Raw genomic sequence first — 23,870 nt, forward strand, 5'->3', positions numbered from 1 at the left:
GCATGCTCAAACTCATTCTACGTCGCCTGATCGTGGCGATACCTACGCTGATCCTGGTCTCCATGCTGATTTTCAGCTTGCAGAAAATCCTGCCCGGCGACCCGGTGCTCGCCATGGCCGGCGAGGAGCGGGACCCCGCCGTGCTCAATTATCTGCGGGAAAAGTATCGGCTCAACGACCCTTTGCCCGTGCAGTACTGGGCCTGGGTCAAACAGGTCAGCCAAGGCGATCTTGGCGTGTCGCTTCGAACCGACGTGCCGGTTACCACGCTGATATCCAACAAGCTGCCTGTCACGGCCCAACTGGCCGTCATGGCCATGTTTTTCTCCATCCTGATCGGCATACCGCTAGGCATACTGGCGGCGGTCCGAAAAGGCAGCAAGGTGGAGTTCGGCGCCAATTTATTTGCCCTGTCCGGCATGTCGATTCCCAATTTCTGGCTGGGGATTCTACTGATCATGCTCGTGTCGGTGCGATGGCAGTTGCTGCCCGCTTCGGGCTACGTGCCGCCCAGCGAAGACTTGTGGCTATCGCTCAAGACCATGCTCATGCCCTCGCTGGTTCTGGCAACCGTCATCAGCGCCTATCTCATGCGCCATACACGGTCGGCCATGCTCGAGGCCCTGAACGCCGACTATGTCCGCACCGCGCGAGCCAAGGGCGCGTCCGAGCGCGTCGTGGTGTGGCGCCACGCGCTGCGCAATGCGCTCATGCCCATTGTCACATTGGTCACGATTCTGTTTGGCGAGCTGATGGCCGGCGCCGTTCTCACAGAGCAGATTTTCGGCATACCCGGATTCGGCAAGCTGCTGGTTGACGCCGTATTCAACCGCGACTACGCCGTCGTACAAGGAATCGTGCTCTGCATCGCCGCCGGATTCATCGCGCTGACGCTCATTGGCGATCTGCTCTACGTCATGGTCAATCCCCGTCTGAGGTACACATGAGCGAGCATGCCCTTCCCGCAGGCGCCATGCCGGCGCGCCGCATCAACCGCTCATGGAGCAAGTTCCGCCGCAACCGCTCGGCCCTGCTGGGCGGCGCCATTGTGCTGTTTTTTGTCGCCGTCGCCATATTGGCGCCGCTCATCGCCATGCACGACCCCATGGCCGTGGCATTCACGGCCATACGAAAGGCGCCCTCACTCACCCACTGGTTTGGCACCGACGAACTGGGCCGCGATATCTTCAGCCGCATGGTCTATGGAACCCGCGCATCGCTGCTGGCCGGCATGTGCTCGGTACTGATCGCCCTGCTGGTCGGTGTGCCGCTGGGCCTTCTGGCCGGCTTCTTCGGCGGCCTGCTTGACGGCTGCATCTCGCGCGTTACGGAGGCGCTGTTCTCCATTCCCTTTCTTATCCTTGCCATCGCACTGGCCGCCTTTCTTGGCCCCAGTCTTGTCAATGCCATGATCGCCATCGGCTTGTCGGCCGCCCCACTATTCATCCGGCTGGCGCGCGGCCAAGTATTGGCCATCAAGAACGAGGATTATGTGCAAAGCACCCGCTCGCTGGGCGCATCAAACTGGCGCATCATCATGCGCCACATCCTGCCCAACATCATGCCGGCGCTCATAGTTCAGGCCACCATCCTGATCGCCAGCGCCATCATTGCGGAGGCGAGCCTTTCCTTCCTCGGCCTGGGCCTGCAGCCGCCCAACCCTTCATGGGGCTCCATGCTCAACACCGCAAAAAATTTCATGACCCAGGCACCCTGGATGTCCATCTTCCCGGGTAGCGCGATCTTTCTGGTTGTGTTCGGTTTCAATCTACTCGGCGATGGACTGCGCGACGCGCTGGATCCGCGCCAGGAGGGCTGAGCGTGCCGGTATTGCAGGATAAGCGCGTCATCCAGGCCGATGACCTGAGCGTCGAATTCCGTACACCCGAACGAACGGTGCAGGCCGTGCGCAATGTCTCCTTCCACCTGGACAAAGGGGAGACGCTTGCCATCGTGGGCGAATCGGGCTCCGGCAAGTCCGTGACCTCGCTGGCGCTGATGCGCCTGGTGGAATTCGGCCGCGGCCATATCACCCGGGGCGAAGTGCTGCTGCGCCGGCGCGGCGGCGATGTGCTGGATCTGGTGAAAGCCGACGAGGCCGTGCTGCGCAAGGTGCGCGGCGCCGATATTGCCATGATCTTCCAGGAGCCCATGACATCGCTCAACCCGAGCTTTACGGTGGGCCGCCAGATCAACGAGGCCCTGCAGCTGCACCAGGGCATGGACGACTCGGCTGCGCGCGCGGAAACGCTGCGCCTGCTGGAAACCGTGCGCATTCCCGATGCCCGCTCGCTGCGCGATCGCTATCCGCACCAACTGTCTGGCGGCATGCGCCAGCGCATCATGATTGCCATGGCCTTGTCGTGCCGGCCGCAGGTACTCATCGCGGATGAACCCACGACGGCGCTGGACGTCACTATTCAGGCGCAGATCCTGGCCCTCATACGCGAATTGCAGCGTGAAATGGACATGGGTGTGGTATTCATTACCCACGACATGGGCGTGGTCGCCGAGGTGGCGGACCGCGTGATGGTGATGTACCGGGGGGAAAAAGTCGAGGTTGGATCATCCGATACCGTGTTCATGCGGCCCGGCCACTGGTATACACGCGCACTGCTGTCCGCCGTTCCCAGGCTTGGCGCCATGAAAGGCAAGGACAGGCCCGAGCCCTTTCAACTGCTTTCCGGGGAAGCCGCCGCCGGCCAGGCTGCCGAAGCACCGGTGGCTTCACCCGCAAGCAGCATCGTCAACTATGGCGGAGAGCCTGTACTCAGCGTCGAGAACCTGGTAACGCAGTTCGACATTGCCAGCGGACTGTTTGGACGCGTGCAGCGGCGAGTGCATGCCGTGGAGCATGTAAGCTTTGACCTGTATCCTGGCGAAACCGTGGCTTTGGTGGGTGAATCCGGCTGCGGCAAGACCACGACTGGCCGTTCGTTGGCACGCCTGGAAACGCCGCGCGGGGGCCGCATCATTTTCCAGGGCCAGGATATCAGCCTGCTGCGCGGCAGTCGCATGCAGGCCCTGCGCAAGGAAATCCAGTTCATTTTCCAGGATCCTTTCGCTTCGCTGGATCCGCGCGCCACGATTGGCTACTCCATCATGGAACCGCTCCTCATTCATGGCGTTGCACGCGGGGCCAAGGCTCAGGAGCGTGTGGCCTGGCTTATGGAAAAATGCGGACTCAGCCCGGAAATGCGCGATCGCTATCCGCATGAGTTTTCAGGCGGACAGCGCCAGCGCGTTTGCATTGCGCGCGCACTGGCCCTGAACCCGCGCGTCATCATTGCGGACGAGTCGGTCTCGGCGCTGGACGTATCCATCCAGGCCCAGATCGTGAATCTGTTGCTGGACCTGCAACGCGAGCTGGGACTGTCCATCCTGTTCATTTCACATGACATGGCCGTGATTGAGCGCATCAGCCACCGTGTCGTGGTGATGTATTTGGGCCAGGTTGTTGAAACCGGGCCGCGCCGCGCTGTGTTCGAGAACCCTCAACATCCATACACCCGCAAGCTGATGGCGGCCGTTCCCATTGCGGATCCGTCGCGCCGCCACCGGGAACGCTCCCTGCTTGTCGATGAAATTCCCAGCCCTGTGCGCAAAGTGGGCGACAACCCTGTGGTGCAACCGCTGGTACAAGTGGGCGAGGGTCATTTCGTGGCACGCCATGCGATAGGCGCATACGCTTGATCGCTGGCCTCCCTCTAGAACAGGCTCAGCTGCGGTGCTGAAGACTGAGGCCGCTTGAACGCGGCAGTGCTGAGACTGAAACGCCGCTGGTTCAGCGCCATGCGAACGCAGGCCTTGCGAAAGCGTTGCGCAAGCAGTTCGGCAAAGACGCCGGTACCGCGCATGCGCTGGCGGAAGGCGGGGTCGTAGGTCTTGCCGCCGCGCATCTGACGCAGCAGGCTCATGACATGCGCGGCCTTGAGCGGATAATGATGGTTTAGCCATTCCTCGAATAGCGGTGCAACCTCGAGCGGCAAGCGCAGCAGCACATAGTGCGCATCCACGGCGCCCGCCTCGCTGGCCTGCTGAAGAATATTTTCAATGTCATGGTCATTCAGCGCCGGAATGACAGGCGCCACGATAACGCCTGTGGGAATGCCCGCGTCGCTGAGCCTGCGTATGGCCTCCATGCGGGCGCCCGGCGTGCTGGCTCGGGGCTCGAGCGTGCGCGCGATATCGCGGTCCAACGTGCCGATGGACATGAACACCCTGACCAGATTCCGGCTGGCCATGCGGGAAAGAAGATCGATATCGCGGACAATGGATGCGGATTTGGTCGTGATGCCCACAGGATGATTGAAATCGTCCAGCACCTGGAGCACCGACGCGGTGATACCCAGGCGGCGCTCAATGGGCTGGTAGGGATCGGTATTGCTGCCCAGCGCAATCATGGCAGGCCGATAGGCGGGCCGCGATAGCTCCTTGCGCAGTATCTCGGCGGCATTACCCTTCGCATACAGACGCGTTTCGAAGTCCAGTCCTGGCGAATGATTGAGATAAGCGTGCGTGGGTCGTGCATAGCAATATATGCACCCATGCTCGCAGCCCCTGTAAGGATTGATGGACTGATCGAACTGGATATCAGGTGAACTGTTGTGGGAAATAATGCTGCGCGCCGCTTCCATGGACACCGTGGTGGACAGCCGCGGAAGCGGACCGACGGTGCTCTCGCAGCCATCGCTTCCGTGGTCCTGCCAGCCGTCATCGAAGTGATCGCGGCGCAGCGCCTCAAAGCGTGAGTTATGGTTGGACAGGCTTCCCCTGCCCTTGACGGGCGTTATGCGCGGCATGGCATGCCTCCTGCCAGTTTTTACTGTATAAAAATACAGTATACAGAAAAGTCCGCCTATACTCACCGTGCACCGCTATGGGCGTTGCCCTTCCTGACCACTTTCACGCATATTGAAATTCAACGCACACCATGATTCTCGGCATTGTCGCTGCTTTGCATGAAGAAATAGAACAGATCCTGGCTGACATGGCGCATGGCGCCACCCGGCAGCGCATCGCCATGCGCGATTACCATCTGGGCCGGATATCCGGCGTGGATTGCGTCGTGGTGCTGGCTCGTGTCGGCAAGGTGGCCGCCGCCGCAACCGCCACGGCGCTCATAGAACACTTTGGCGTCGACCGCATCGTCTTCACCGGCGTTGCCGGCGGCGTAGCGCATGGGCTTAGCATCGGCGATGTCGTCATTGCGGATGCCCTGGTCCAGCATGACCTGGATGCCCGCCCGTTTTTCCCGCTGCATGAAATGCCTTTGCTCGGCCTGGCTCGCTGCCCTGTGGACAGCAGGCTTTCAAGTCAGTTGCGCAGCGCCGCTGGAACATTTCTGCAGGAGCGCCTGAGGCAAACGACACGACCGGCCGTTCTCGAGCGTTTCGGCATCCGTGCGCCGAGAGTGCATTGCGGCCTGGTTGCCAGCGGGGATCAATTCATCGGCAGCGCCCAGCGCGTGGCGGCGCTGCGGTCCAGCCTGCCCGATGTTCTCGCCGTGGAAATGGAAGGTGCGGCGGTGGCGCAAGTCTGCTATGAATACGGTGTCCCTTTCGCCCTTATGCGCACACTGTCAGACACGGCGGACGACCAGGCCCATGCTGACTTTCCCCGCTTTCTGCGCGAAGTGGCCAGTTCCTATGCGCATGGCATTCTGACCCTCCTTCTGCAAAGCATGCGTACTGAGCGAGGCTAGCCAGCCGCCCGCGGTGCGGCAAGCGTTCCTGGCCTGGCCAGCAGCACAGCGTGCGGCGGGGCATCATCAGCATGGTGGTTTTCATACCAGTATTGAAAACTGTCTTGTACCGGAATGCGCTCAGGGATATGGTGAGTCCTGAATCAATCAGGAGCCGCCAATGAAATCCGCCCACAGCGACACAGTCCAGTCCCAGTTCGATGCCCAAGCGCATGCCTACCTGCAGAGTGCCGTTCATGCCGCAGGCCCCGACCTCCAGCAGGCTCAAGCCCTGGTCGCTCAGGCCATACCACACGCAACAGGCCGCATCCTGGATGCCGGATGCGGCGCGGGCCATCTCAGTTTTGCGCTCGCAGGGCTGGTCAACAACGTGATGGCTGTTGATCCATCACCCAATATGCTGGCCACCGTACGTCAAGCCGCAGCCGACCGGGGCCTTTCCAATATCGCCACCACGCAGGCCAGCGCAGAATCCCTGCCCTTCGACGACGCCTGCTTCTGTGCGGTGACCACCCGCTACAGCGCCCATCATTGGCTTGGCCTGGCCCCCGCGCTCGGCGAATTGCGGCGCGTGGTCAAGCCAGGAGGCCGCATACTCGTCATCGACGTCGAAGGCGACGAGAACGCGCTGGTCGACACACACTTGCAGGCCATGGAAGTGCTGCGCGACCGCTCCCACATCCGGGACCGTTCCCCATCAGAATGGCAGCGTCTGCTGGAGGCGGCGGGCTTTACCGACATAGAGCACCAATCCTGGCCGACCCGGCTGGAATTCAGTGCCTGGGTCGCCCGCATGCGCACATCGCCGGAACGCGCGGACATGATACGCACGCTTCAGCGCGAGGCGCCGAGCGAAGTACGGCAAGCCCTCGCCATTGAACCGGACGGCTCATTCACAATGCGCACCGGCCTCTGGTGGGCGCGCGCCGCGTGAAACCGCAGGCATCGGACGGAAAATCACATTGACCTGTGGCGCAAGCTGTAGCATGCTTAACCTTTGGTTATGACAATAGCGTCTTTGCCCGGAAAACCATCGCCATGCGGCTGCGCCACATTGAAATTTTCGACGCCATTCTGCGTACAGGGTCGCTGACGGAGGCAGCCGAGGCGCTGCATATCTCCCAGCCCGCGGCCAGCAAGCTGCTTTCCAGTACGGAATCACAGCTTGGCTACAAACTATTCGAGCGCATCAAGGGGCGCCTGTGCGCCACGCGCGAGGCCGAGATTCTTGCTCCCCAGGTTGCCCGGCTGCAGCAAGAGCTTGCCAACGTGCGGCGGCTGGCCTACAACCTGAAGCATATCCAACAAGGCCACCTACGCGTCGGCAGCACACCGGCCGTTGGCCTGGGGCTGCTGCCGGCCGTGGTACGCCGCGTCCACCAGCGGCAGCCCGACATCACCTTCGACCTGTACACCCACCACAGCGGGGAACTGGTCGAAGGACTGCGTACTCACGAGCTCGATCTCATCGTCACTTTTGACCAGACAGATCATCCGGGCATCAAACTCATTCCCATAGGCCACACCGAGCTCGTCTACATGTCGCGCACCGACTCCGCGGGCGCCGTACGACTGCGCGACCTGCCCCGGCACAATTTCATTGCCCTGGAAGCCCGCGATCCCTCGGGCCTGCTGCTGCAGCAAGCCCTGGATGCCGAAGGCCTGTCCCTGAACATCATTGCCCAGGTCCAGACGCATTACGTCGCCTGCGCCATGGTCGAGGCGGGCTGCGGCAACACTATCGTCGATCTCATCACGGCACGGGCGATGCTGCGGCCCGGCCTGACGGTCAGCCGCATCGAACCGCCAGTGAGGGTACCCATCAATGTCATGGTTCATGCCGCCGACCCCATGTCCACGCTGCATCAAGTGCTGATCGACGCACTGACCTCGGTCAGCAAGAGCCAGAACCTGCCTGGGGACAGCAATACATAACAATAGGTTATGTGAACCCGAGACATTGGAATTGACGCACCTGCCGCCGCCCCACCAGAATGCGAACTACTTTCTGGGAGCTGGAGCATGCATGTTTGTGTGATCGGATCAGGCGTCGTTGGCGTAACGTCTGCCTATATGCTGACGCGACAAGGGCACGCCGTTACGCTGCTCGATGCCCGCTCAGGCCCCGCGCTCATGTCCAGCCATGCCAACGGAGGCCAGCTCAGCTACAGCTATGTCGCCCCGCTTGCAGGACCGGGCGTCATATCCAACATGCCGGGTTGGCTGCTCAACAGCCAATCCCCGCTGCGTTTCCGGCCGCGCCTGGATCCGCATCAATGGCGCTGGCTGCTGGCCTTTCTCTGCGCCTGCAACAGCACGGCCTCGGAACGGTCCACGGCACAGATGCTCACCTTGTCCTACCTCAGCCGCGATACCCTGCACGCGCTGGTGGACAGCGAAAAACTGAACTTCGACCTGCGCCGCAATGGCAAGCTGATCCTGTACAGGGATGCGGCGCTGCTCGACAAAGCCCGTGCCCAGGTTGCCTATCAGGCGGATCACGGTTCGCGCCAGCGAGTGCTGTCGCGCGACGAAGTGCTGCAAACCGAGCCGGCGCTGGCCGCCGTAGGGCCACAGATTGCCGGTGCCATTTATACAGAGGACGAGGAGGCGGGAGACTGCTTCAAGTTCACCCAGGGCCTGTACGGCCTGCTGCAGCGTTCGGGCAATGCCGCATGCCTCATGGACACCGACGTGCAGGCGCTGCGGCGGGAACACGGACGAATTGTGGCTGCCGTGACATCCAGAGGCGATGTGCAGGCTGATGCCTACGTGGTGGCCAGCGGCATGGGCAGCCGTGCGCTGCTGCGGCCGCTGGGCCACGACGTGCCCATCTATGGCCTAAAGGGCTACAGCCTGAGCGTGCCCGTGCACGAGCATGCGACAGCAGGCCCCGACATCAGCGTCACCGATTATCAGCGGCGCATTGTCTACGCACGCCTCGGAAACGTGCTGCGCATCGCCGCCATGGTCGATATCGGTTTCCAGGACCGCACCCCCACGGCGCACCGCATTGCGGGCCTGAAGCGCCAGGTCGGGGATACTTTTCCGCATCTTGATCTGTCCGCAGCCACCGCGTGGGCCGGCTTGCGTCCCGCGACCCCATCCGGAAAGCCGCTGATCGGCGCCAGCCCGGCAGCCAACAACCTATGGGTGAATATCGGACAAGGCGCGCTGGGGTTCACGCTGGCCTGCGGCAGCGCGGCGCTATTGACCTCGCAAATTTCGCGCACTCCGGCGCCCATAGACCCGGCGCCATTCGCGCCCTGACGAAGCCTCGGGGCCGTTCCGCGCTTGCGTCGCCGCACGGGCCGGCTGCCGCTCAGGCCACCTCGGAATAGGGCTCGAACTGGCCCGACTCAGGATTGCGAATGAATAATACGCCTGTGGCGACGCCGAAATAGGCGCCATGCAGCGCCAGTTCGCCTGCCAGCACGCGTTCGCGCACCGCCGGAAACGTCATCAGGTTCTCCAGGCTATATTCCACCACAGCCCATTCCAACTGTCTGATCCAGCTTTGGCGATCCGCCGACGGCGGGCCCACACGCTCGGCCACGGGTGCAATCTGCGACATCCATTTACCAATGAAATCGCGCTTGGACAACGGCGCCGCCTTGTTCGCAAAAGCTGCCACGCCCCCGCAGCTTGCGTGACCCAGCACAACAATATGTTTGACCTGCAGTGCATTGACGCCGAATTCGATAGCCGCGCTGGTGCCGTGAAAGGACGTCTCGACGTCCGTTTCACACGGCGGCACGAGATTGGCGATATTGCGCACCACAAACATCTCGCCAGGCCCCGCATCAAAAATGGTTTCCGGCGCGACGCGCGAGTCCCCGCATCCGATGACCATGATTTCGGGATGTTGGCCCTTCTCGGCCAGTTCTTCGTACCGGGCTCGCTCTCGTTCAAGCCGGCCATGAAGAAAAGAAACATAGCCATTTGTCAGTCGTTGGGGAAACACGTGTGGATCCTGTTCTAGAGTTGTTCGTGCTGCAATTTTACGCCTGCCTTACTTCAGCCCATCGCCGGCACGCTTCCCCCTCGCCTGTAAGCACCCGTTGCGGGCGGCTCACAGGCCTGCCAGTGCGGGCTCGGGCGGAGCGCTCACCATGGACTTGAAGTCCGGCGCTGGCCGATCCGTCAGATCGCGGATTTCGGGCCGAGGACGCCCCAGGCCATCGATACGGGACCACGCCGATTCAAGCGCCAAGGCAATCCCGAAAAGATGCGAGTCTTGACGAAAACCGCCCACGACCTGCATGCCGAAAGGCATGTTTTTATGATCACGGCCACAAGGCAGCGAGAAGGCCGGGTTCGTTGCCAAGGTCACAACATATGTGAGTGAGAGCCAGCGATAGTAATTTTCCAGCGGCTTGCCGTTTATTTCCATCATCGCCAACTGCGTCCAGGGAAAGGGCGACACCGAGGTTGCCGGCGTGAGAATGACATCGTAATCGTGATAGATGGCCTGGAAAGCACGGAACAATTCCGTCTGTGCCACGTGGGCATTGACATGGTCTGCCAACGTCATGGATGCGCCCAGCTCATAGTTGAAACGCGTATTGGGCCCCAGACTGCCTGGATCTCTTTCATAAGCTTGCGCATGCTGCGCCACGAAACCTGCGGCGCGCACGACGTCGAAGCAGCGATCCGCCTGTGTGAACGCGGGATGGATCTCGTCGCAGCAGCGAAACAAATGCCGCATCGCGGCGATCTTCTCCCGAAAGGCCTCGCGAATGCCATGGTCCACTTCGCTGACAGGCGCGTTCGGGCTGCCGAAATCCTCGGTGTAGGCGACCCGCAGGCCGCCCAGATCGGCGGGCTGCAGGCCCAGGAAGGCATGGCCGTCCACCGGCGCTGACAAAGGGTCGGCCGTGTCGAAACCCGCCAGCGCAGCCATCTGCAAGGCAGTGTCGCCGACAGTGCGCCCCATGGGCCCCGATACCGAGATGGGCGTCCAACCAAGCGATCTTCGCTCCACCGGCACCAGCCCCGGCGACGGGCGATAACCCACCACACCGCAATATGCCGCAGGTATGCGCAACGATCCGCCTGTGTCCGACCCCGAGCACACCGGCAGCATGTCGGTGGCCAGCGCAACCGCCGACCCGCCCGAAGATCCGCCGCAGATCAGCTCGGGCGCGAAGGGGTTGCCCGTCGCACCCCACACATCATTGCGGGTATTCGCACCCGCTCCGTACTCCGGCACATTGGTCTTGCAGACCACGATACCGCCCTCCCGGCGCAAGGCGCGCGGCACGGCGCCGTCCGCGGCGGGAATGTTGCCGCGAAACAGGGGTGAGCCATAGGTGGTGAGCAGGCCCTCGGTGGGCTCGAGATCCTTCACGCCCACGGGCAGGCCGTGCAGCAGGCCCAGCGGCTCGCCCCGCAATACAGCGGCTTCGGCCTCCTTGGCCTCGACACGCGCTCGCGCCAGGCAGCATGCCGCCATTGCATTCACATACGGATTCACCGCCGCAATGCGGGCAATGCACGCCTCCAGCACTTCAACCGGCGACACTTCCTTGTTGCCGATGGCCTGCCTCATCTCCACCGCTGACCACACAGCCAGATCCTCGTCCTTCATGCCTGCTCCTTTCTTGTACAGTATGCCTGTCAGGGCTTCACGGCCATTGTGCCGCAGTTCCGCCGCCGGCGTGTTTAAATTGGCCATCAGGATCCATTATCGCGAGGTGGAATGTGAAGACGATAGGTCTTATAGGCGGCATGAGCTGGGAATCCACTGTCACCTACTACAGCGAGATCAACGAGACGATCAAACGCGAGCTGGGAGGCCTGCATTCAGCGAAGATCATCATGTACAGCGTCGATTTCCATGAAATCGAACAGCTTCAGCATGCCGGGAAATGGTCTGAAGCAGGCGGCGTGCTGGCTCGGGCTGCCGGCTCCCTGCAGGCGGCCGGCGCCGACTTCCTGGTGATCTGTACCAATACCATGCACAAAGTGGCGGAAGCGGTGGAACAGGCCGCAACCATTCCCCTGCTGCACATCGCCGACCCCACGGCAGCGGCCATCAAGCGTGATGGCCATCGGCGCGTGGGCCTGCTCGGCACGCGCTTCACGATGGAGCAGCCGTTCTATCGCGAACGCCTGGCCACGGCACACAGCCTGGAGGTCATTGTGCCAGACAGCGACGATAGACAGATCATTCACCAGATTATTTACGAGGAGCTATGCCTCGGCGAGATTAGGGATGCATCGCGCCAAGCCTATCGGCGCATCATGCAGACCCTGGCAAGCAACGGCGCGCAAGCCATCATCCTGGGCTGCACCGAGATATCTCTGCTTGTAAGCCAGGATGATGCCGATGTGCCCCTTTACGATACAACAGCGATCCATGCCCGCGCCGCCGCACTGCTCGCCCTCGAGGACAGCCCGCCGGTTGATGGCAGGCGCTCGGCAAGGGTGCTATCGTAAGGTGCCTGTTTCACAATCTGGAGGCTTTATGCAGCAACGCAACCGACTCGCAACCCTTATCGCCAGCGCCTGCCTGTGCGCCACCTTGCCCCTGGCCGCCATGGCTGACTACGCAGGCCCCAGCAATGCACCCGCAAACCCGAAAGTCAGTGACATTCTCGCCAAGCCAGTCGATGACCAGCCTGTCAAACTTCAGGGAAAACTCATCAAGAAGATCGGCGACGAACGCTATCAATTCAACGACGGCAGCGGCACCATCGAAGCCGAGATCGATGACGACGACATGCCACGCGCGACCGTTGACGAGAATACCCTTGTGGAAATTGTCGGCGAAGTCGATACCAGCCGCTACGATCCACCCGAGATCGATGTGGACCGGGTGCGGATCGTCAATGAATAATATCTGACAAGAACTTCCTTGCTCGCTCATGACCCGGGTGGGAGAAAAACTCGGATGGCGTGGTGTCCTCGAGAATCTCCCCCTGGTCCATAAACCAGACCCGGTCGGCAACCTCCCGAGCAAAATTCATTTCGTGCGTCACGCACACCATCGTCATGCCTTCTGCCGCCAGGGCCTTCATGACGTTGAGCACCTCTCCCACCATTTCGGGGTCAAGCGCGCTGGTGGGTTCGTCGAAAAGAATAAGCGGCGGCTTCTGCGCCAGCGCCCTGGCAATGGCAACACGCTGTTGCTGGCCACCTGAAAGATTGGCGGGCATGGCATCCAGCTTCTCCTTCAGGCCAACCTTTTCCAGCAGTGCCTGTGCCAATTCGTATGCTTCCCTCTTGGCCATGCCGCCGATCTTGATAGGCGACAGCGCAATATTGTCTTTTACCGAAAGATGAGGAAACAGGTTGAACTGCTGGAATACGAAGCCGATCTTCGCTCTGAGCCGGTTGATGTCGACTTTGGCATCGGAGATGCTTTCCCCCTGGACCAGGATAGTCCCGCTCTGGATTTCCTCAAGCCGGTTGATGGTGCGTATCATGGTGGACTTTCCAGAGCCGGACGGGCCACACACGACCAGCACCTCTCCCTTGCGCACCGTGCCGCAGACATCGTTCAAAGCATGGTATTTCCTGTACCACTTGTTGACGTGGTTGAACTCGATCATCTTTGTCTCCATACGAGGTAAGTCTAGATTGCCAGCCCAAGCCGCTTGTTCTGAAGATGTGTTTCCAGCATTCTGGCCAGCTTCGACAGAAACACGCACAGCAGGAAATAGAACATGGCCAGCACCATGTATGTCCGCAATGCACCAGTCAGTTCGATACTGTTTATCTGCTGGGCGGAAAAGGCGGCTTCCTGAACCCCGATTATGTATACGATGGACGTCGCCTTGATGGCGGACACGAACTGATTCAGCAGGGAGGGAATCATGTTGCTCAGCGCCTGGGGCAACTGGACGGACCACAACGTCTGGAAGTATCCCAGCCCCACAGCCCGCGACGCCTCCACCTGGCCGGCCGGCACCGATTCGATGCCGGCGCGTATGATCTCGGCGAGAAAAGCGGATTCATACACAATGATTGCAGCCAGCGCCGTGGAAAAAGGAGGCACTTCGGCGCCTGTGAGCAGCGGCAGCAGAAAATAGGCCCAGAACACGATCATGATCAGGGGAATGGATCGGAACGTATACACCCAGACCGTGGCCGCGCGGCATACCAGGCCGCGCTTTCGTGTACGGGCAATACCAATGAGCATGGCCATGGGAAACGCGCCGGCCAGCCCGAGCGTGGCCAGAATCAGCGTTCCGGCAAACCCGCCTATCGGGCCATTGGGCCAGGAGCCGACCAGAAACATCAACCCGTATGTGTGCAGGAAATCCATCATGATCAGTTCCTGAAATCAGCCGGATACTTGTGCGCCAGCCGCGCCCCCATGGCCGCAATCAGCAGCGCAATACACAGATAAATCAGGGTGGAGATCATGAATATCTGAAACGTCTGAAAAGTGGCGTTCTCTATGCGCTTGGCCTGGTAGGTCAGCTCCGTAACGCCTATCACCATGGCCAGACTGGTATCCTTGAACAGGATGATCGACCGGTTTATCAGCGGAGGAACCGCATATCGAATGGCCTGGGGCAGCACCACATAGCGCAAGGCCTGCACGGCGTTCAGGCCAATTGCCCTCGCCGCCTCCAGCTGCGTTCCCGCTATTGCCCTAATGCCAGACCGGATATCCTCGTAGTAGTATGCGCTCACGTTCAGCGACAAGGCTATCAGGGCAAATGAGAATTCCGTATTACCTTGATTTATCCAGCCGCGGATCGCCTCCGGGAGCACCTCCGGCATGCCGAAATACCACACCAGTATCTGCACAACCGTGGGCACATTGCGGTGATATTCCACATACAGCTTCACCATCGCGCGCACTGCCCGCGAGGGAATAAGATTAATGCCCGTCACGATTGCAGCTATGAGAAACCCGCAAATCAGGGCGCCGATGAAAAGCTTCAGTGAGACCGAGACCCCGGTCATGAGCATGCTCATGATATCGGGGTCGGACAGCATAGAGAATGAAAAATCCATGAAAAGTACGGAGGATGAATGCTCACCCTCCTGCTCCAAGCGCTGGATTATTTGGACATGTCCGCTTTCGCGGCGGCCGCGACCGATTCCACCTTGAAGTCGCGCGTCATTTTGTAGATGGACTCGTCACCCATCCATTTGTCGTAGATCTTTGTGAGTTCGCCCGACTCATCCAGCGATACGATGGCCTGGTTGATTGCCGCCAGCAATTCCGACTCCCCCTTCTTGACGATGATGCCGATGTGCTCGGTGTAGGTGGGTTCGCTTAACAGCGCTGTCGGCTTTCCTTCCTTGACCGAGTCATTGAGAAACCTGCGCAACACCAGCTCGCCGGCCGTCATGGCTGACACCTTCCCGCTTTGCAGGCCGACATAGCACTGGGAAATATTCTGAAAAGTCAGCACTCTCGCATCCTTCAGCACCTTCTGCGCGATGGCGGCGGAGCTGGAGCCCGATGAAGCGCATACCTTCTTGTCCTTCAGATCAGATAGTTTGCTGATACCCGAGTCCTTCTTAACAAGAACCTTGATATATCCTTGCAGATACTGTTTGCTGAAATCGACCTGTTCGGCCCGCTTTGGCAGCCAGGCAACCGAGCCGGCCATCATATCCACCCGGCCCATCTTCACTTCCGGAATCCTGGCCTCGGTAGAGACGGGCTTGTGCTCCATTTTCAGACCCATTTCCTTTGCTATGGCCTTGCACATGTCCACGTCATAGCCTACATACTGACGCGTGTCCGGGTCTTGGTAGCCATAGGGCGAACTGGCATTCTGTGTGCCGCAAATAATGGTTCCACGCGCCTTGGCTTCATCCAGCTGGCTGGCTGCCGCGCTCCCTGCCGACAGCATCATCAAGGCAAGCGCCACGAATGTCGTGCTGCTTCTGAACGGGTATTGCATTTTGTACTCCTCCTTTGATCGGACATTAATCAAACATCTATCAAGAACGTGCCTCGCTCCTGTTCATCGATCTGGGATACCAGATTGGTTTCCCATTCCAGATAACGGCGTGCGGCTTCCTTGTTGCCGTCGTGGCGGTCATGCACGAAGAACAGATAATCGATGCATGCACCGTCGGGCATGTCGCTGTTTGCCTGCAGCGGCAAGCCCGAATCGCGCAAATCTGTGCCGCCGACGACGCACACGTGGACATCGCCATGCCCCGCTTCTTCGAGATCTGCCGCAAGCAATGCCAACTTGCCCGCGTTATTACCCAACAACAGCACCGGCCTGCCCTGACATGCGCTCAGTTGCCCGATCAAGGTGGGCCGCAGCACCCAAGTTGCGCCACGCAGGCTTTCCTGTCGGAACTGGCCGCTGGGGCGGCTGTCCAGGACGATGGCATCAGGATGCAGGCTCATGAAGGAAGCCAGCGCCCCTGGCTTCACCTCCCTGGCGCGGTCGAGCGCGGGCGCATACCTCGGTGGATCCGGCAAGTCTTTCAAGCACTGCAGTTCCCGCAGTATGCTGACGTCCCAGCCCAATTGCTTGAGCCAACTGGCCACCACCGGCGCACGCACGCCATCGGTATCGCACAGGACGATACGCGCCTTGCGCACGCCGATGTACTGATCCGTGGCCTGGATGAGCTGGCCGCCCGGCGTGTGCTGCACCAGTGCGGGCAGGTCGCCCTGCTCGTGCTCCTCTTCCGTGCGCACATCGCAGAGAAAGACATTGCGCGCGGGATCACGCAGCCACGCCTTGACGTCGCCAGCGCTCACCGTAGCCACGCCGAATCTTGCCATCAAACGCTCGGCGCGTTCGCGCTGCGCATTCAGGCTGCCCGCATTGACCGTCTCGGGATACACGCGATCCGACTGATGCTCCAGCGGCAAGTCGGCCAAATACCAACCTTGAGTGCCATTCTCCAACGCATAAACTTCGTTGGGTATGCCCAGGTTGATCAGCGTCTGCGCGCCTATGATGCTGCGCGTGCGCCCCGCGCAGTTGATGACGATTTTTGTATCGGGGTCCGGCGCCAGGGCGTCGATGCGCAGCGCCAGCTCGCCGTTCGGACAACAGATCGCACCGGGTATATTCATCTTCCGGTATTCGGAGATGGGTCGTCCGTCCAACACAACGATATTGCTCTTGCCATCCTTCAGCAAGGTATGCAGATTGTTCGCCGATATGCGCGGTGTGTCGTAGGCATGCTCCGCCAGTTCTCCGAATGTCTTGCTGGGCAGATTGACGCCTGCAAAAGTTGCATAGCCGGCGTCCTTCCATGCCTGTATGCCACCCTTCAGCATGCGCGCGCAGCGATATCCCAGGCGCCGCAGTATGCGTAGGCTGGCCTGCACCGCCGGTTCGGTGTTCGCATCGCCATAAATGACCATACGCGTCTCCTGACGCGGCACCAGGCGCCCGATCTGCAGTTCAAGCTCGCTGTAAGGCAGCGGAACGGCAAAGAACAGGTGGTCCTCGCCGAACTGCCCATGCTCCCTGACATCCAGCAGCGCCAGTTCGGCGTCGTCGTGTATCCAAGTTTTCAGTTCATGCGCATCGATGTAGCGCGAAGTCGAATCCATCATTCTGCAATCGCTTGTTGTTGTGAAACAGCCGGCAGCCCATCCAACATCCGGCCAAGGTCCTTCCTGATGTCCTCGACATCTTCCAGCCCGACATGCAGGCGCAGCAGGTAGCCCCGAGGCCCACCCTCATGCGACAGGCGCGTGCGCGCCGCATCCACAGGCAGTAGCAGGCTTTCGAAGCCACCCCAGGAAGAGCCGATGCCAAAATGCCTCAGCCGGCCAATAGCGTCCTCAACCGCTTGCGGCGCCAGGGCCGGCTGAAATTCGACGGTGAGCAGGCCATTGCTGCCCCGCGCATCGCGCCGCCAAAGGGCATGGTTCGGATCAGTTTGGAGCGCCGGGTGATAGACAGTCCTGATCGCGCTTTGGCCCGCCAGCCACGTGGCCACTTCCAGCGCGCTTTCCGCGTGGCGCTTCATGCGCAGACCCAGTGTCCGCAGACCACGCAGGACAAGAAAGGCATCTTCGGCGGAGACGGTCTGTCCCAGATTGATGCTTACGTTCTCGATCGCTTCAAAATGGCTTTCAGCCGCGGTAACCGTCCCCATCATCACATCCGAATGCCCGCCCAGATACTTGGTGGCGGCCATGATCGATATGTCGCATCCCAACGCCAGCGGATGGTAGACGAAGCCAGAACCCCAGGTATTGTCGGCACAAAGCGTGATGCCGCGCGGCCTGCAGATTTCGGCCATGGCCGGCAGATCCAACATGTCATACAGCAGAGAGCCTGGCGACTCCGTGTACACCATGCGCGTCTCGGGCTTCAAGGCCTGTTTCATATCTGTTTGCCGCGGATCAAAGTAACTGTGGCTGATGCCGTAGCGAACCAGTTGGTCGGCGCATAACCGCCTGACGGGCTGGTACACCCCCTCGGAGATCAGCACATGATCGCCGGCCTTCAGGCAGGCCAGGAATGTGGCGGCAATCGCGGCCAAGCCGGTTGGGAAAAGCTTGCTGCGATGCCCGCCCTCGAGTTCCGCCACCGCGTCTTCCAGTGCGTAAACCGTTTCGTTGCCACGGGCGCCATAGGAAAGCACGCGTTCCTTCTCTCGCCGGGCACGCGTATCCCGCCATTGATCGATGCTCTCGAAAAGATAGGTGCTGCCCTTGACGATGGGCGTATTCGCCCAGCCGCTGGCCGGCCGGCCCATGCGCGCCAAGCGGGTCGACCTGGACGACGCGTCCATGTCAGGCACTCCGGCGCGTCTTCACGCCCACAGACATGATCTTGCAGGTGTTGTCCTCGAGATTGAAGGCGACTCGACGGTCAAGCTTCTCAAGCGCAAGCCCGTACATGTGCAGATGCCGTATGCTGTCATCCTCGATGCGCACCGCGTGGATATCGTCCGGCATCAACGCGATGCCCTGGCCCGGCGCAACTTTCTTCATGCCTGTCTCCGTCAGCGACGCGCGGCCAGGCTGGCTGCCGTCGTCTGTGCGCTCATAGAGATAATTGCTTTCCGTGCCCTCCACAGCGGCAATACAGGCCCACGTGGTGTGATTGTGCGGCACAATCTTCTTGCCCGGTTTCATCACGTTAAGATAAAGCGCGTACGTGCTGTCCGGCTCCTCATGTATCAGGTAACGCGCCTGGAGCTCGCCGTCTTCGGGCGCCGGGTACTCCGCGGCCGACCACCATTGCGGATGGCCGGCAATACTCACCAGCGCATCCAGTACCTTATCCAGATTCTCGCGGCCAAAATCTCCGCTGGTCTGCTGCTTTGCGGTGTCGATGAAACGCGCAATCGCAGTCTGCTTTTCCGTGGCTTGGTTCATGATCATCTCCAGTAATGCAAATAAATATAGGGGTGCGGCCATCGCCGCACAAATTAATTGTTATAAGAAAAACATAAGCAATGCTAATCTTCTATCTATGAAAGCCCGTCTTGCTTCGCAGGAAAATAGAGGGTAAACCCTATGAACAATCTCGATCTCGACTTGCTCCGTACGCTGGTAACCATCGAAAAAACTAATACATTTTCGGGCGCCGCAACGGCTCTCTTCAAGACGCAGTCGGCTGTCACCCAGCAGATGCAGCGGCTGGAAAGCCAGATCGGCTGCGCGCTGTTCCAGAAAAAAGGCAGGCGGCGCATTCTTACCGCACAAGGGCAGCAACTGGCCGACTACGGCCGGCGTTTGCTTGCCATCAATGACGAGGCGCTACGCAGCATAGGACGCAAGCAAATGGAAGGCCAGATACGGCTCGGCGCCCCCCTGGATGTCGCCGATACCATCCTGCCACCCGTGCTTACGCACATTGCGCGCCATGCCCCTCGCGTACGCATGGAGATCCGTGTGGACCGCAGCCCCTTTCTGATGGAGGCGCTCGAGTCGGGCGACATAGACCTGACAATCTCCACACGCAAGAATCCGGGCCTGACTGGCTTCGCGCTTCGGACTTCGCCCACCGCGTGGATATGCGCCGCCGACTATGTCTACAACAAACGTGCGCCGCTCCCACTGATTCTGGCCGATGAGCCCAGCATATTCCGCAAGCTTGCGCTCGAAGCGCTGGAAAATACACGCCTTACATGGCACATCAACTATCTGGCGCCCACCCTTGTCGGCATCAAGGCCGCCGTGCGCGCGGGGCTGGGCGTCACAGCGCGCAGCGTCGAGTTCCTTGGCGCCGACATGCGCGTACTGGGCGAAGCTGACGGCCTGCCGCCGTTGCCACCCATGACCTACATGCTCTGGGCGCGCGGCGACACGATCAGCCCCTTGACCATTGCCATCTACGACATGCTGAAGGCGCACTTCGAACAGAAGGAGGCGGAAGCGGCCTGACCAAGGCGGCCGGCGCCAGGATCACGCATTGAGCGAGCCCATTGGGATCAGTGCCCAACAGGCAGCACCACCGCCAGTGCCGACAGACCTCGGCTTATGGCACGGAATTCGGCGCTGGCGGCACCTGTTCCGGCAAGGGGATGTGCTCCGCGCTGTCCATGGGGGGCAGCTTGAAGCGCCCTCCCTGCCACTCCGCCTTGGCCTGCTCGATGCGTTCCTTGCGCGACGAGACAAAATTCCACCAGATATGGCGCGGTCCAACAGGCTCGCCGCCAAGCAGCATGACATGCGCGCCTGTCTGTGTTGAGACCGCAGGCGCATCGCCGGGCGCAAAGACCACCATCTGCCCCTCGGTATATTGCTGCCCATCAATACTCACCTCGCCCCGCGCAATATACAGGCCACGCTCCGGATACTCATGCGGCAGGGGAATGCTGGCGCCCGCCTGGGCACGCACATCCAGATAGAACAGGGGCGAATGCACCTTGGCGGGGCTACAGGCACCGAACGCATTGCCTGCGATAAGGCGAGCACTCAATCCGCCGTCCTCGATCACCGGCAGGGTATCCGCGGCATGATGGTCGAACGAGGCGGCATCCTCCTCATGTTGCTCAGGCACAGCCACCCAGGCCTGTATACCGTCGAAACGGCCGCCCTGTTCACGCATGCCGTCGAAACGCTCCGAATGGCTGATGCCCGCGCCGGCCGTCATCCAGTTCAAAGCGCCCGGAAGTATCGCCTGCTCCACGCCCAGACTGTCGCGATGCGTCAAGCTGCCTTCGAATAGATAAGTCACAGTCGACAGACCGATATGGGGATGCGGGCGCACATCGATGTGGCGAGGCACCGGCATGGGCAGATCATGCGGCCCCATGCGGTCAAAGAATATGAAAGGGCCCACCATGCGGTGCTTTCTGAACGGCAGCACACGGCCCACCTTGAAGCCGCCACCCAGGTCGTGCGGGCGGGTTTCGATGACGATGTCCAGCATGGCGTACTCCTTGTTCACATTGACTATCGGGACGGAAAAATCATGATGCACTCAATGCGCGAGCGCATGATGACGCTTCGCTACACGGCTGCCGGTCTCCGTTGCGGAAAGGCGGGAGTCGAATACAATTAAGTTGTATTGTTATAAATACATCTATACAATCATAATCATCTATCCAGACAGGATAACGCATGTCCGCGCAGACTCTTGCTCAGAAACTGATCGCCCGCGCAGCCCATCGGCCGCATGTGGACGTGGACGAGATCGTGACTTGCGAGGTCGATCTGGCCATGTTCCATGACTCCAGCGGCCCGCGCCGGCTGCAACCCATGCTTGACAGGCTTGGCGCAGGGATCTGGGACAAGTCGCGCGTGGTTCTGGTCATGGATCATTTCGTACCCGAGGAAGACGATGACGCGCGGCGCATTCTTGCGCTGACGCGCCAATGGGCCCGCGCACAACAGCTTCCGCATGTGTATGACGCCGTCGGCATCTGTCATGTCGTGCTGCCCCAGCAGGGACACCTGAGGCCTGGCATGTTCTGCGTGGGCGGCGACTCGCATTCGCCCACTGGCGGGGCATTTGGCACTTATATGTTCGGCATCGGCAGCACTGAAATGCTTGGCGTCCTCGTGACGGGGCAGATCTGGGTAAAAGTGCCGCAGACATTGTGCATGCGCTGGTCGGGCAGCCTGCAGGAAGGCGTGCAGGCCAAGGATATGGTGCTGCACATGACAGGCCGGTTCGGCACCAACGGTGCAAACTACAGCGCCGTCGAATATGCAGGCGCGGCGGTCGAGGCCTTGTCCATGCGCGAGCGCATGACGCTTTCGAATATGAGCGCCGAGCTGGGGGCACAGGTCGGCCTGATTGCGCCGGACCAGACCACACTCGATTTCCTGCGGGCCGCCGGCGTCCAGGGCGATTTCGATCTCGATCACTGGAAGACGGATGCCGGAGCGGTACAAATTGTGCATGAGTTCGACGCCGGGGCGTTGGCGCCCATGGTGGCTGCGCCGCACAGCCCGGGCAATGCTCAACCCATCGACGACATGGCCGGCACGCCCGTACAGATAGCCTACATCGGCGCCTGCACGGGCGCCAAGCTCGACGATCTGCGGGCGGCAGCCCGTATTCTGCGCGGCAAGCGTGTTCCATCCACTGTACGCCTGATGGTGGCGCCCGCAACACTGCGCGACCAGACCCTGGCGCGCGAGGAGGGGATCATGGACATTCTGGAGAGCGCCGGCGCAGAGTTCTATGCCACATCCTGTGGAGCCTGTTCGGGTTACGGCAATGCGCTGTCCGGCGCGGCGAACGTCATTTCGACAACCGCACGCAATTTCAAGGGGCGCATGGGTTCGCCGGAGACTCAGGTTTTTCTCGCATCTCCCTATACGGTGGCCGCCTCCGCCCTGGCAGGCCGCATTGCCGATCCACGAATCATGCTGGCGGACCAATCATGACGCAGCGGCACCGAGTATGGCGCGTGGGCGAGAATATCGACACGGATGCGCTGGCGCCGGGCGCCTACATGAAACTGGACTTGCAGGCAATGGCCTCGCATTGCCTTGAGAATCATTATCCCGGCCTGGCTGCGGCCATACGCCCCGGCGACGTCCTGGTGGCGGGACACAATTTCGGTATCGGGTCATCCAGGGAGCAGGCGGCGGGGGTGCTGGTGCAACTGGGCGTGAAGGCGGTCGTCGCCCCGTCTTTCAGCGGCTTGTACTTCCGCAATGCCTTCAATCTGGGGTTGCTTGCCGTCGTGTGCGCCGATGCCGACCGCATACCGGAAGGCAGCGAAATAGAAATCGACACGGATGCCGCTGTCATCCGCGTATTCGCCTCCCCCACACGCGCAGCAGGCACCAGCCATTCCCAAGACGGCAACGCGCATCCGGACCCAGCGTCCGCGCGCGTGTTGGCCTGCCAGAAAATCCCCGACTTTCTGGCCAACATGGCCAAAGCCGGCGGTCTGCTGGCGCAACTGCAACAACAACTCGCACACACGACTCCATGACCACGCTTCCCAGCCTTTTGCGCACGGCACCCTGGGTTCTCGCACCCGGCGTCTATGACAGTTTCTCGTCCCTCATCGCCGAGCAGGCCGGCTTTCAGGCCCTGTATCTTTCCGGCGCCTCCATCGCGTATACCCGCCTCGGACGCTCCGATGTGGGACTGACGACCTACACCGAAGTGGAGCAGACGCTCTCGCGCATCACCGACCGCGTAGCGCTACCCGTGATCGTGGATGGCGACACCGGCTTCGGCAACGCGCTGAACGTCATACGCACGGTAAAGGGTCTGGAGAAGGCCGGCGCGGCCATGATACAACTTGAGGATCAGACTTTTCCCAAGCGCTGCGGCCACCTTGCAGGCAAAGCCGTGGTGCCCGTGGCGGAAATGTGCGGCAAGCTCAAGGCCGCGCTGGATGCCAGGCGCAGGTCCGACACGCTCGTTCTTGCACGCACCGACGCACTGGCCGTGGAGGGACTGGATGCCGCGCTGGATCGCGCCGAGGCCTACCTGGAGTGCGGCGCCGACGTTCTGTTCATCGAGGCGCTGCGCACAGAGGCTCAGATGCGGATGGCCTGCGAGCGCTTTGCCGAACGCGTTCCCCTGCTTGCCAACATGGTCGAAGGAGGCCTGACGCCTGTGCAGTCGGCCGACCATCTTGCCCGCATCGGTTTCAAGATCGTGATTTTCCCCGGCGGGGCAGCCCGCGCGGTGGGACATGCGCTGCGCACCTACTATGGCTCCCTGATGCGTCACGGCACCACCGCCAACACTACGGACGCCATGCTCGACTTCAATCAGATCAATGCGCTGATCGGCACACCTGAACTGATGCGGGAAGGTAGCCGCTATGAGTGAGG

24 protein-coding genes are annotated in these 23,870 nt (G+C 60.9%); 13 read left to right on the plus strand and 11 right to left on the minus strand.

Translation table 11 applies throughout. From position 1 onward, the window contains the following. Positions 1-2 precede the first annotated feature (2 nt). Genes ERD78_RS11170 through ERD78_RS11180 form a run of 3 tightly spaced genes read left to right on the plus strand, consistent with a single transcriptional unit; the run spans position 3 to position 3,693 of the window. The gene (locus ERD78_RS11170) at positions 3-947 is read left to right on the plus strand and encodes an ABC transporter permease (RefSeq protein ID WP_129969373.1); all 945 of its coding nucleotides are present in this window, start codon (positions 3-5) and stop codon (positions 945-947) included. Next, positions 944-1,819, plus strand: a complete 876-nt coding sequence (locus tag ERD78_RS11175; RefSeq protein WP_129969374.1) for an ABC transporter permease — start codon at positions 944-946, stop codon at positions 1,817-1,819. The genes ERD78_RS11170 and ERD78_RS11175 overlap by 4 nt, the downstream gene beginning before the upstream one ends. Positions 1,820-1,830: 11 nt before the next feature. After that, positions 1,831-3,693 carry a dipeptide ABC transporter ATP-binding protein gene (locus ERD78_RS11180; RefSeq protein ID WP_129969705.1) on the plus strand — a complete coding sequence of 621 codons (1,863 nt, stop codon included), beginning with the start codon at positions 1,831-1,833 and terminating at the stop codon, positions 3,691-3,693. A 14-nt stretch (positions 3,694-3,707) separates the two neighbouring features. Here the strand turns inward: ERD78_RS11180 and ERD78_RS11185 are convergent, their stop codons facing one another. Beyond that, entirely contained in the window at positions 3,708-4,802 is a 1,095-nt protein-coding gene (locus ERD78_RS11185) for a PA0069 family radical SAM protein (protein WP_129969375.1), read from the minus strand. 131 nt (positions 4,803-4,933) lie between these two features. Here ERD78_RS11185 and ERD78_RS11190 point away from each other — a divergent pair, with 131 nt between their 5' ends. The 4 genes from ERD78_RS11190 to ERD78_RS11205 all read left to right on the plus strand — a co-directional run bounded on the left by ERD78_RS11190 (position 4,934) and on the right by ERD78_RS11205 (position 8,974). Beyond that, entirely contained in the window at positions 4,934-5,704 is a 771-nt protein-coding gene (locus ERD78_RS11190) for a 5'-methylthioadenosine/adenosylhomocysteine nucleosidase (protein WP_129969376.1), read from the plus strand. A gap of 160 nt (positions 5,705-5,864) precedes the next feature. Further along, positions 5,865-6,638, plus strand: a complete 774-nt coding sequence (locus ERD78_RS11195; protein ID WP_129969377.1) for a class I SAM-dependent methyltransferase — start codon at positions 5,865-5,867, stop codon at positions 6,636-6,638. 104 nt (positions 6,639-6,742) lie between these two features. Next, on the plus strand, positions 6,743-7,639 hold the full coding sequence (locus ERD78_RS11200) for a LysR family transcriptional regulator (protein WP_129969378.1): 897 nt from the start codon (positions 6,743-6,745) through the stop codon (positions 7,637-7,639). A gap of 87 nt (positions 7,640-7,726) precedes the next feature. Continuing rightward, complete coding sequence (locus ERD78_RS11205) at positions 7,727-8,974, plus strand: D-amino acid dehydrogenase (RefSeq protein ID WP_129969379.1); 1,248 nt, start codon at positions 7,727-7,729, stop codon at positions 8,972-8,974. A 52-nt stretch (positions 8,975-9,026) separates the two neighbouring features. Here ERD78_RS11205 and ERD78_RS11210 read toward each other — a convergent pair whose 3' ends face one another. Next, the gene (locus ERD78_RS11210; RefSeq protein WP_129969380.1) at positions 9,027-9,668 is read right to left on the minus strand and encodes a carbonic anhydrase; all 642 of its coding nucleotides are present in this window, start codon (positions 9,666-9,668) and stop codon (positions 9,027-9,029) included. 108 nt (positions 9,669-9,776) lie between these two features. After that, the gene (locus ERD78_RS11215) at positions 9,777-11,294 is read right to left on the minus strand and encodes an amidase (protein ID WP_129969706.1); all 1,518 of its coding nucleotides are present in this window, start codon (positions 11,292-11,294) and stop codon (positions 9,777-9,779) included. A gap of 113 nt (positions 11,295-11,407) precedes the next feature. Between ERD78_RS11215 and ERD78_RS11220 the strand changes: the two genes are divergently transcribed. Continuing rightward, positions 11,408-12,145, plus strand: coding sequence for an aspartate/glutamate racemase family protein (locus ERD78_RS11220; RefSeq protein WP_129969381.1), 738 nt, complete (start codon positions 11,408-11,410; stop codon positions 12,143-12,145). A 28-nt stretch (positions 12,146-12,173) separates the two neighbouring features. After that, a complete protein-coding gene (locus ERD78_RS11225; RefSeq protein WP_129969382.1) occupies positions 12,174-12,545 on the plus strand; it encodes a NirD/YgiW/YdeI family stress tolerance protein in 372 nt (123 codons plus the stop codon). On the opposite strand, the gene ERD78_RS11230 is transcribed toward ERD78_RS11225, so the two are convergent. From ERD78_RS11230 to ERD78_RS11260, 7 genes are read right to left on the minus strand one after another with little or no spacing between them, the layout of a single operon-like run. After that, positions 12,535-13,260, minus strand: coding sequence for an amino acid ABC transporter ATP-binding protein (locus ERD78_RS11230; protein WP_129969383.1), 726 nt, complete (start codon positions 13,258-13,260; stop codon positions 12,535-12,537). The two genes, ERD78_RS11225 and ERD78_RS11230, sit on opposite strands and share 11 nt — an antisense overlap. 23 nt (positions 13,261-13,283) lie before the next feature. After that, positions 13,284-13,979 carry an amino acid ABC transporter permease gene (locus ERD78_RS11235; RefSeq protein WP_129969384.1) on the minus strand — a complete coding sequence of 232 codons (696 nt, stop codon included), beginning with the start codon at positions 13,977-13,979 and terminating at the stop codon, positions 13,284-13,286. 2 nt (positions 13,980-13,981) lie between these two features. Then, complete coding sequence (locus ERD78_RS11240; protein WP_129969385.1) at positions 13,982-14,677, minus strand: amino acid ABC transporter permease; 696 nt, start codon at positions 14,675-14,677, stop codon at positions 13,982-13,984. A gap of 47 nt (positions 14,678-14,724) precedes the next feature. Then, complete coding sequence (locus ERD78_RS11245; RefSeq protein WP_129969386.1) at positions 14,725-15,579, minus strand: ABC transporter substrate-binding protein; 855 nt, start codon at positions 15,577-15,579, stop codon at positions 14,725-14,727. A gap of 29 nt (positions 15,580-15,608) precedes the next feature. Beyond that, positions 15,609-17,210 carry a rhodanese-like domain-containing protein gene (locus tag ERD78_RS11250; protein WP_129969387.1) on the minus strand — a complete coding sequence of 534 codons (1,602 nt, stop codon included), beginning with the start codon at positions 17,208-17,210 and terminating at the stop codon, positions 15,609-15,611. After that, complete coding sequence (metC, locus tag ERD78_RS11255; protein ID WP_129969388.1) at positions 17,207-18,400, minus strand: cystathionine beta-lyase; 1,194 nt, start codon at positions 18,398-18,400, stop codon at positions 17,207-17,209. The genes ERD78_RS11250 and metC overlap by 4 nt, the downstream gene beginning before the upstream one ends. Before the next feature lies 1 nt (position 18,401). Then, positions 18,402-18,989, minus strand: a complete 588-nt coding sequence (locus ERD78_RS11260; RefSeq protein WP_129969389.1) for a cysteine dioxygenase family protein — start codon at positions 18,987-18,989, stop codon at positions 18,402-18,404. A 141-nt stretch (positions 18,990-19,130) separates the two neighbouring features. On the opposite strand from ERD78_RS11260, the gene ERD78_RS11265 reads away from it, so the two are divergent. Next, on the plus strand, positions 19,131-20,000 hold the full coding sequence (locus ERD78_RS11265; RefSeq protein WP_129969390.1) for a LysR substrate-binding domain-containing protein: 870 nt from the start codon (positions 19,131-19,133) through the stop codon (positions 19,998-20,000). Positions 20,001-20,094: 94 nt separating this feature from the next. Here the strand turns inward: ERD78_RS11265 and ERD78_RS11270 are convergent, their stop codons facing one another. After that, positions 20,095-20,991 (minus strand): pirin family protein, encoded by an 897-nt coding sequence (locus ERD78_RS11270; protein ID WP_129969391.1) that lies wholly within the window; start codon positions 20,989-20,991, stop codon positions 20,095-20,097. 191 nt (positions 20,992-21,182) lie between these two features. On the opposite strand from ERD78_RS11270, the gene ERD78_RS11275 reads away from it, so the two are divergent. Genes ERD78_RS11275 through ERD78_RS11285 form a run of 3 tightly spaced genes read left to right on the plus strand, consistent with a single transcriptional unit; the run spans position 21,183 to position 23,868 of the window. Beyond that, a complete protein-coding gene (locus ERD78_RS11275; RefSeq protein WP_129969392.1) occupies positions 21,183-22,457 on the plus strand; it encodes a 3-isopropylmalate dehydratase large subunit in 1,275 nt (424 codons plus the stop codon). Further along, positions 22,454-23,014 carry a LeuD/DmdB family oxidoreductase small subunit gene (locus ERD78_RS11280; protein WP_129969393.1) on the plus strand — a complete coding sequence of 187 codons (561 nt, stop codon included), beginning with the start codon at positions 22,454-22,456 and terminating at the stop codon, positions 23,012-23,014. Before ERD78_RS11275 ends, ERD78_RS11280 begins: the two co-directional genes overlap by 4 nt. Beyond that, positions 23,011-23,868 carry an isocitrate lyase/PEP mutase family protein gene (locus tag ERD78_RS11285; protein WP_129969394.1) on the plus strand — a complete coding sequence of 286 codons (858 nt, stop codon included), beginning with the start codon at positions 23,011-23,013 and terminating at the stop codon, positions 23,866-23,868. Before ERD78_RS11280 ends, ERD78_RS11285 begins: the two co-directional genes overlap by 4 nt. Positions 23,869-23,870 lie beyond the last annotated feature (2 nt).

Source organism: Allopusillimonas soli, assembly GCF_004153445.1.
Lineage (GTDB): Bacteria > Pseudomonadota > Gammaproteobacteria > Burkholderiales > Burkholderiaceae_B > Allopusillimonas > Allopusillimonas soli.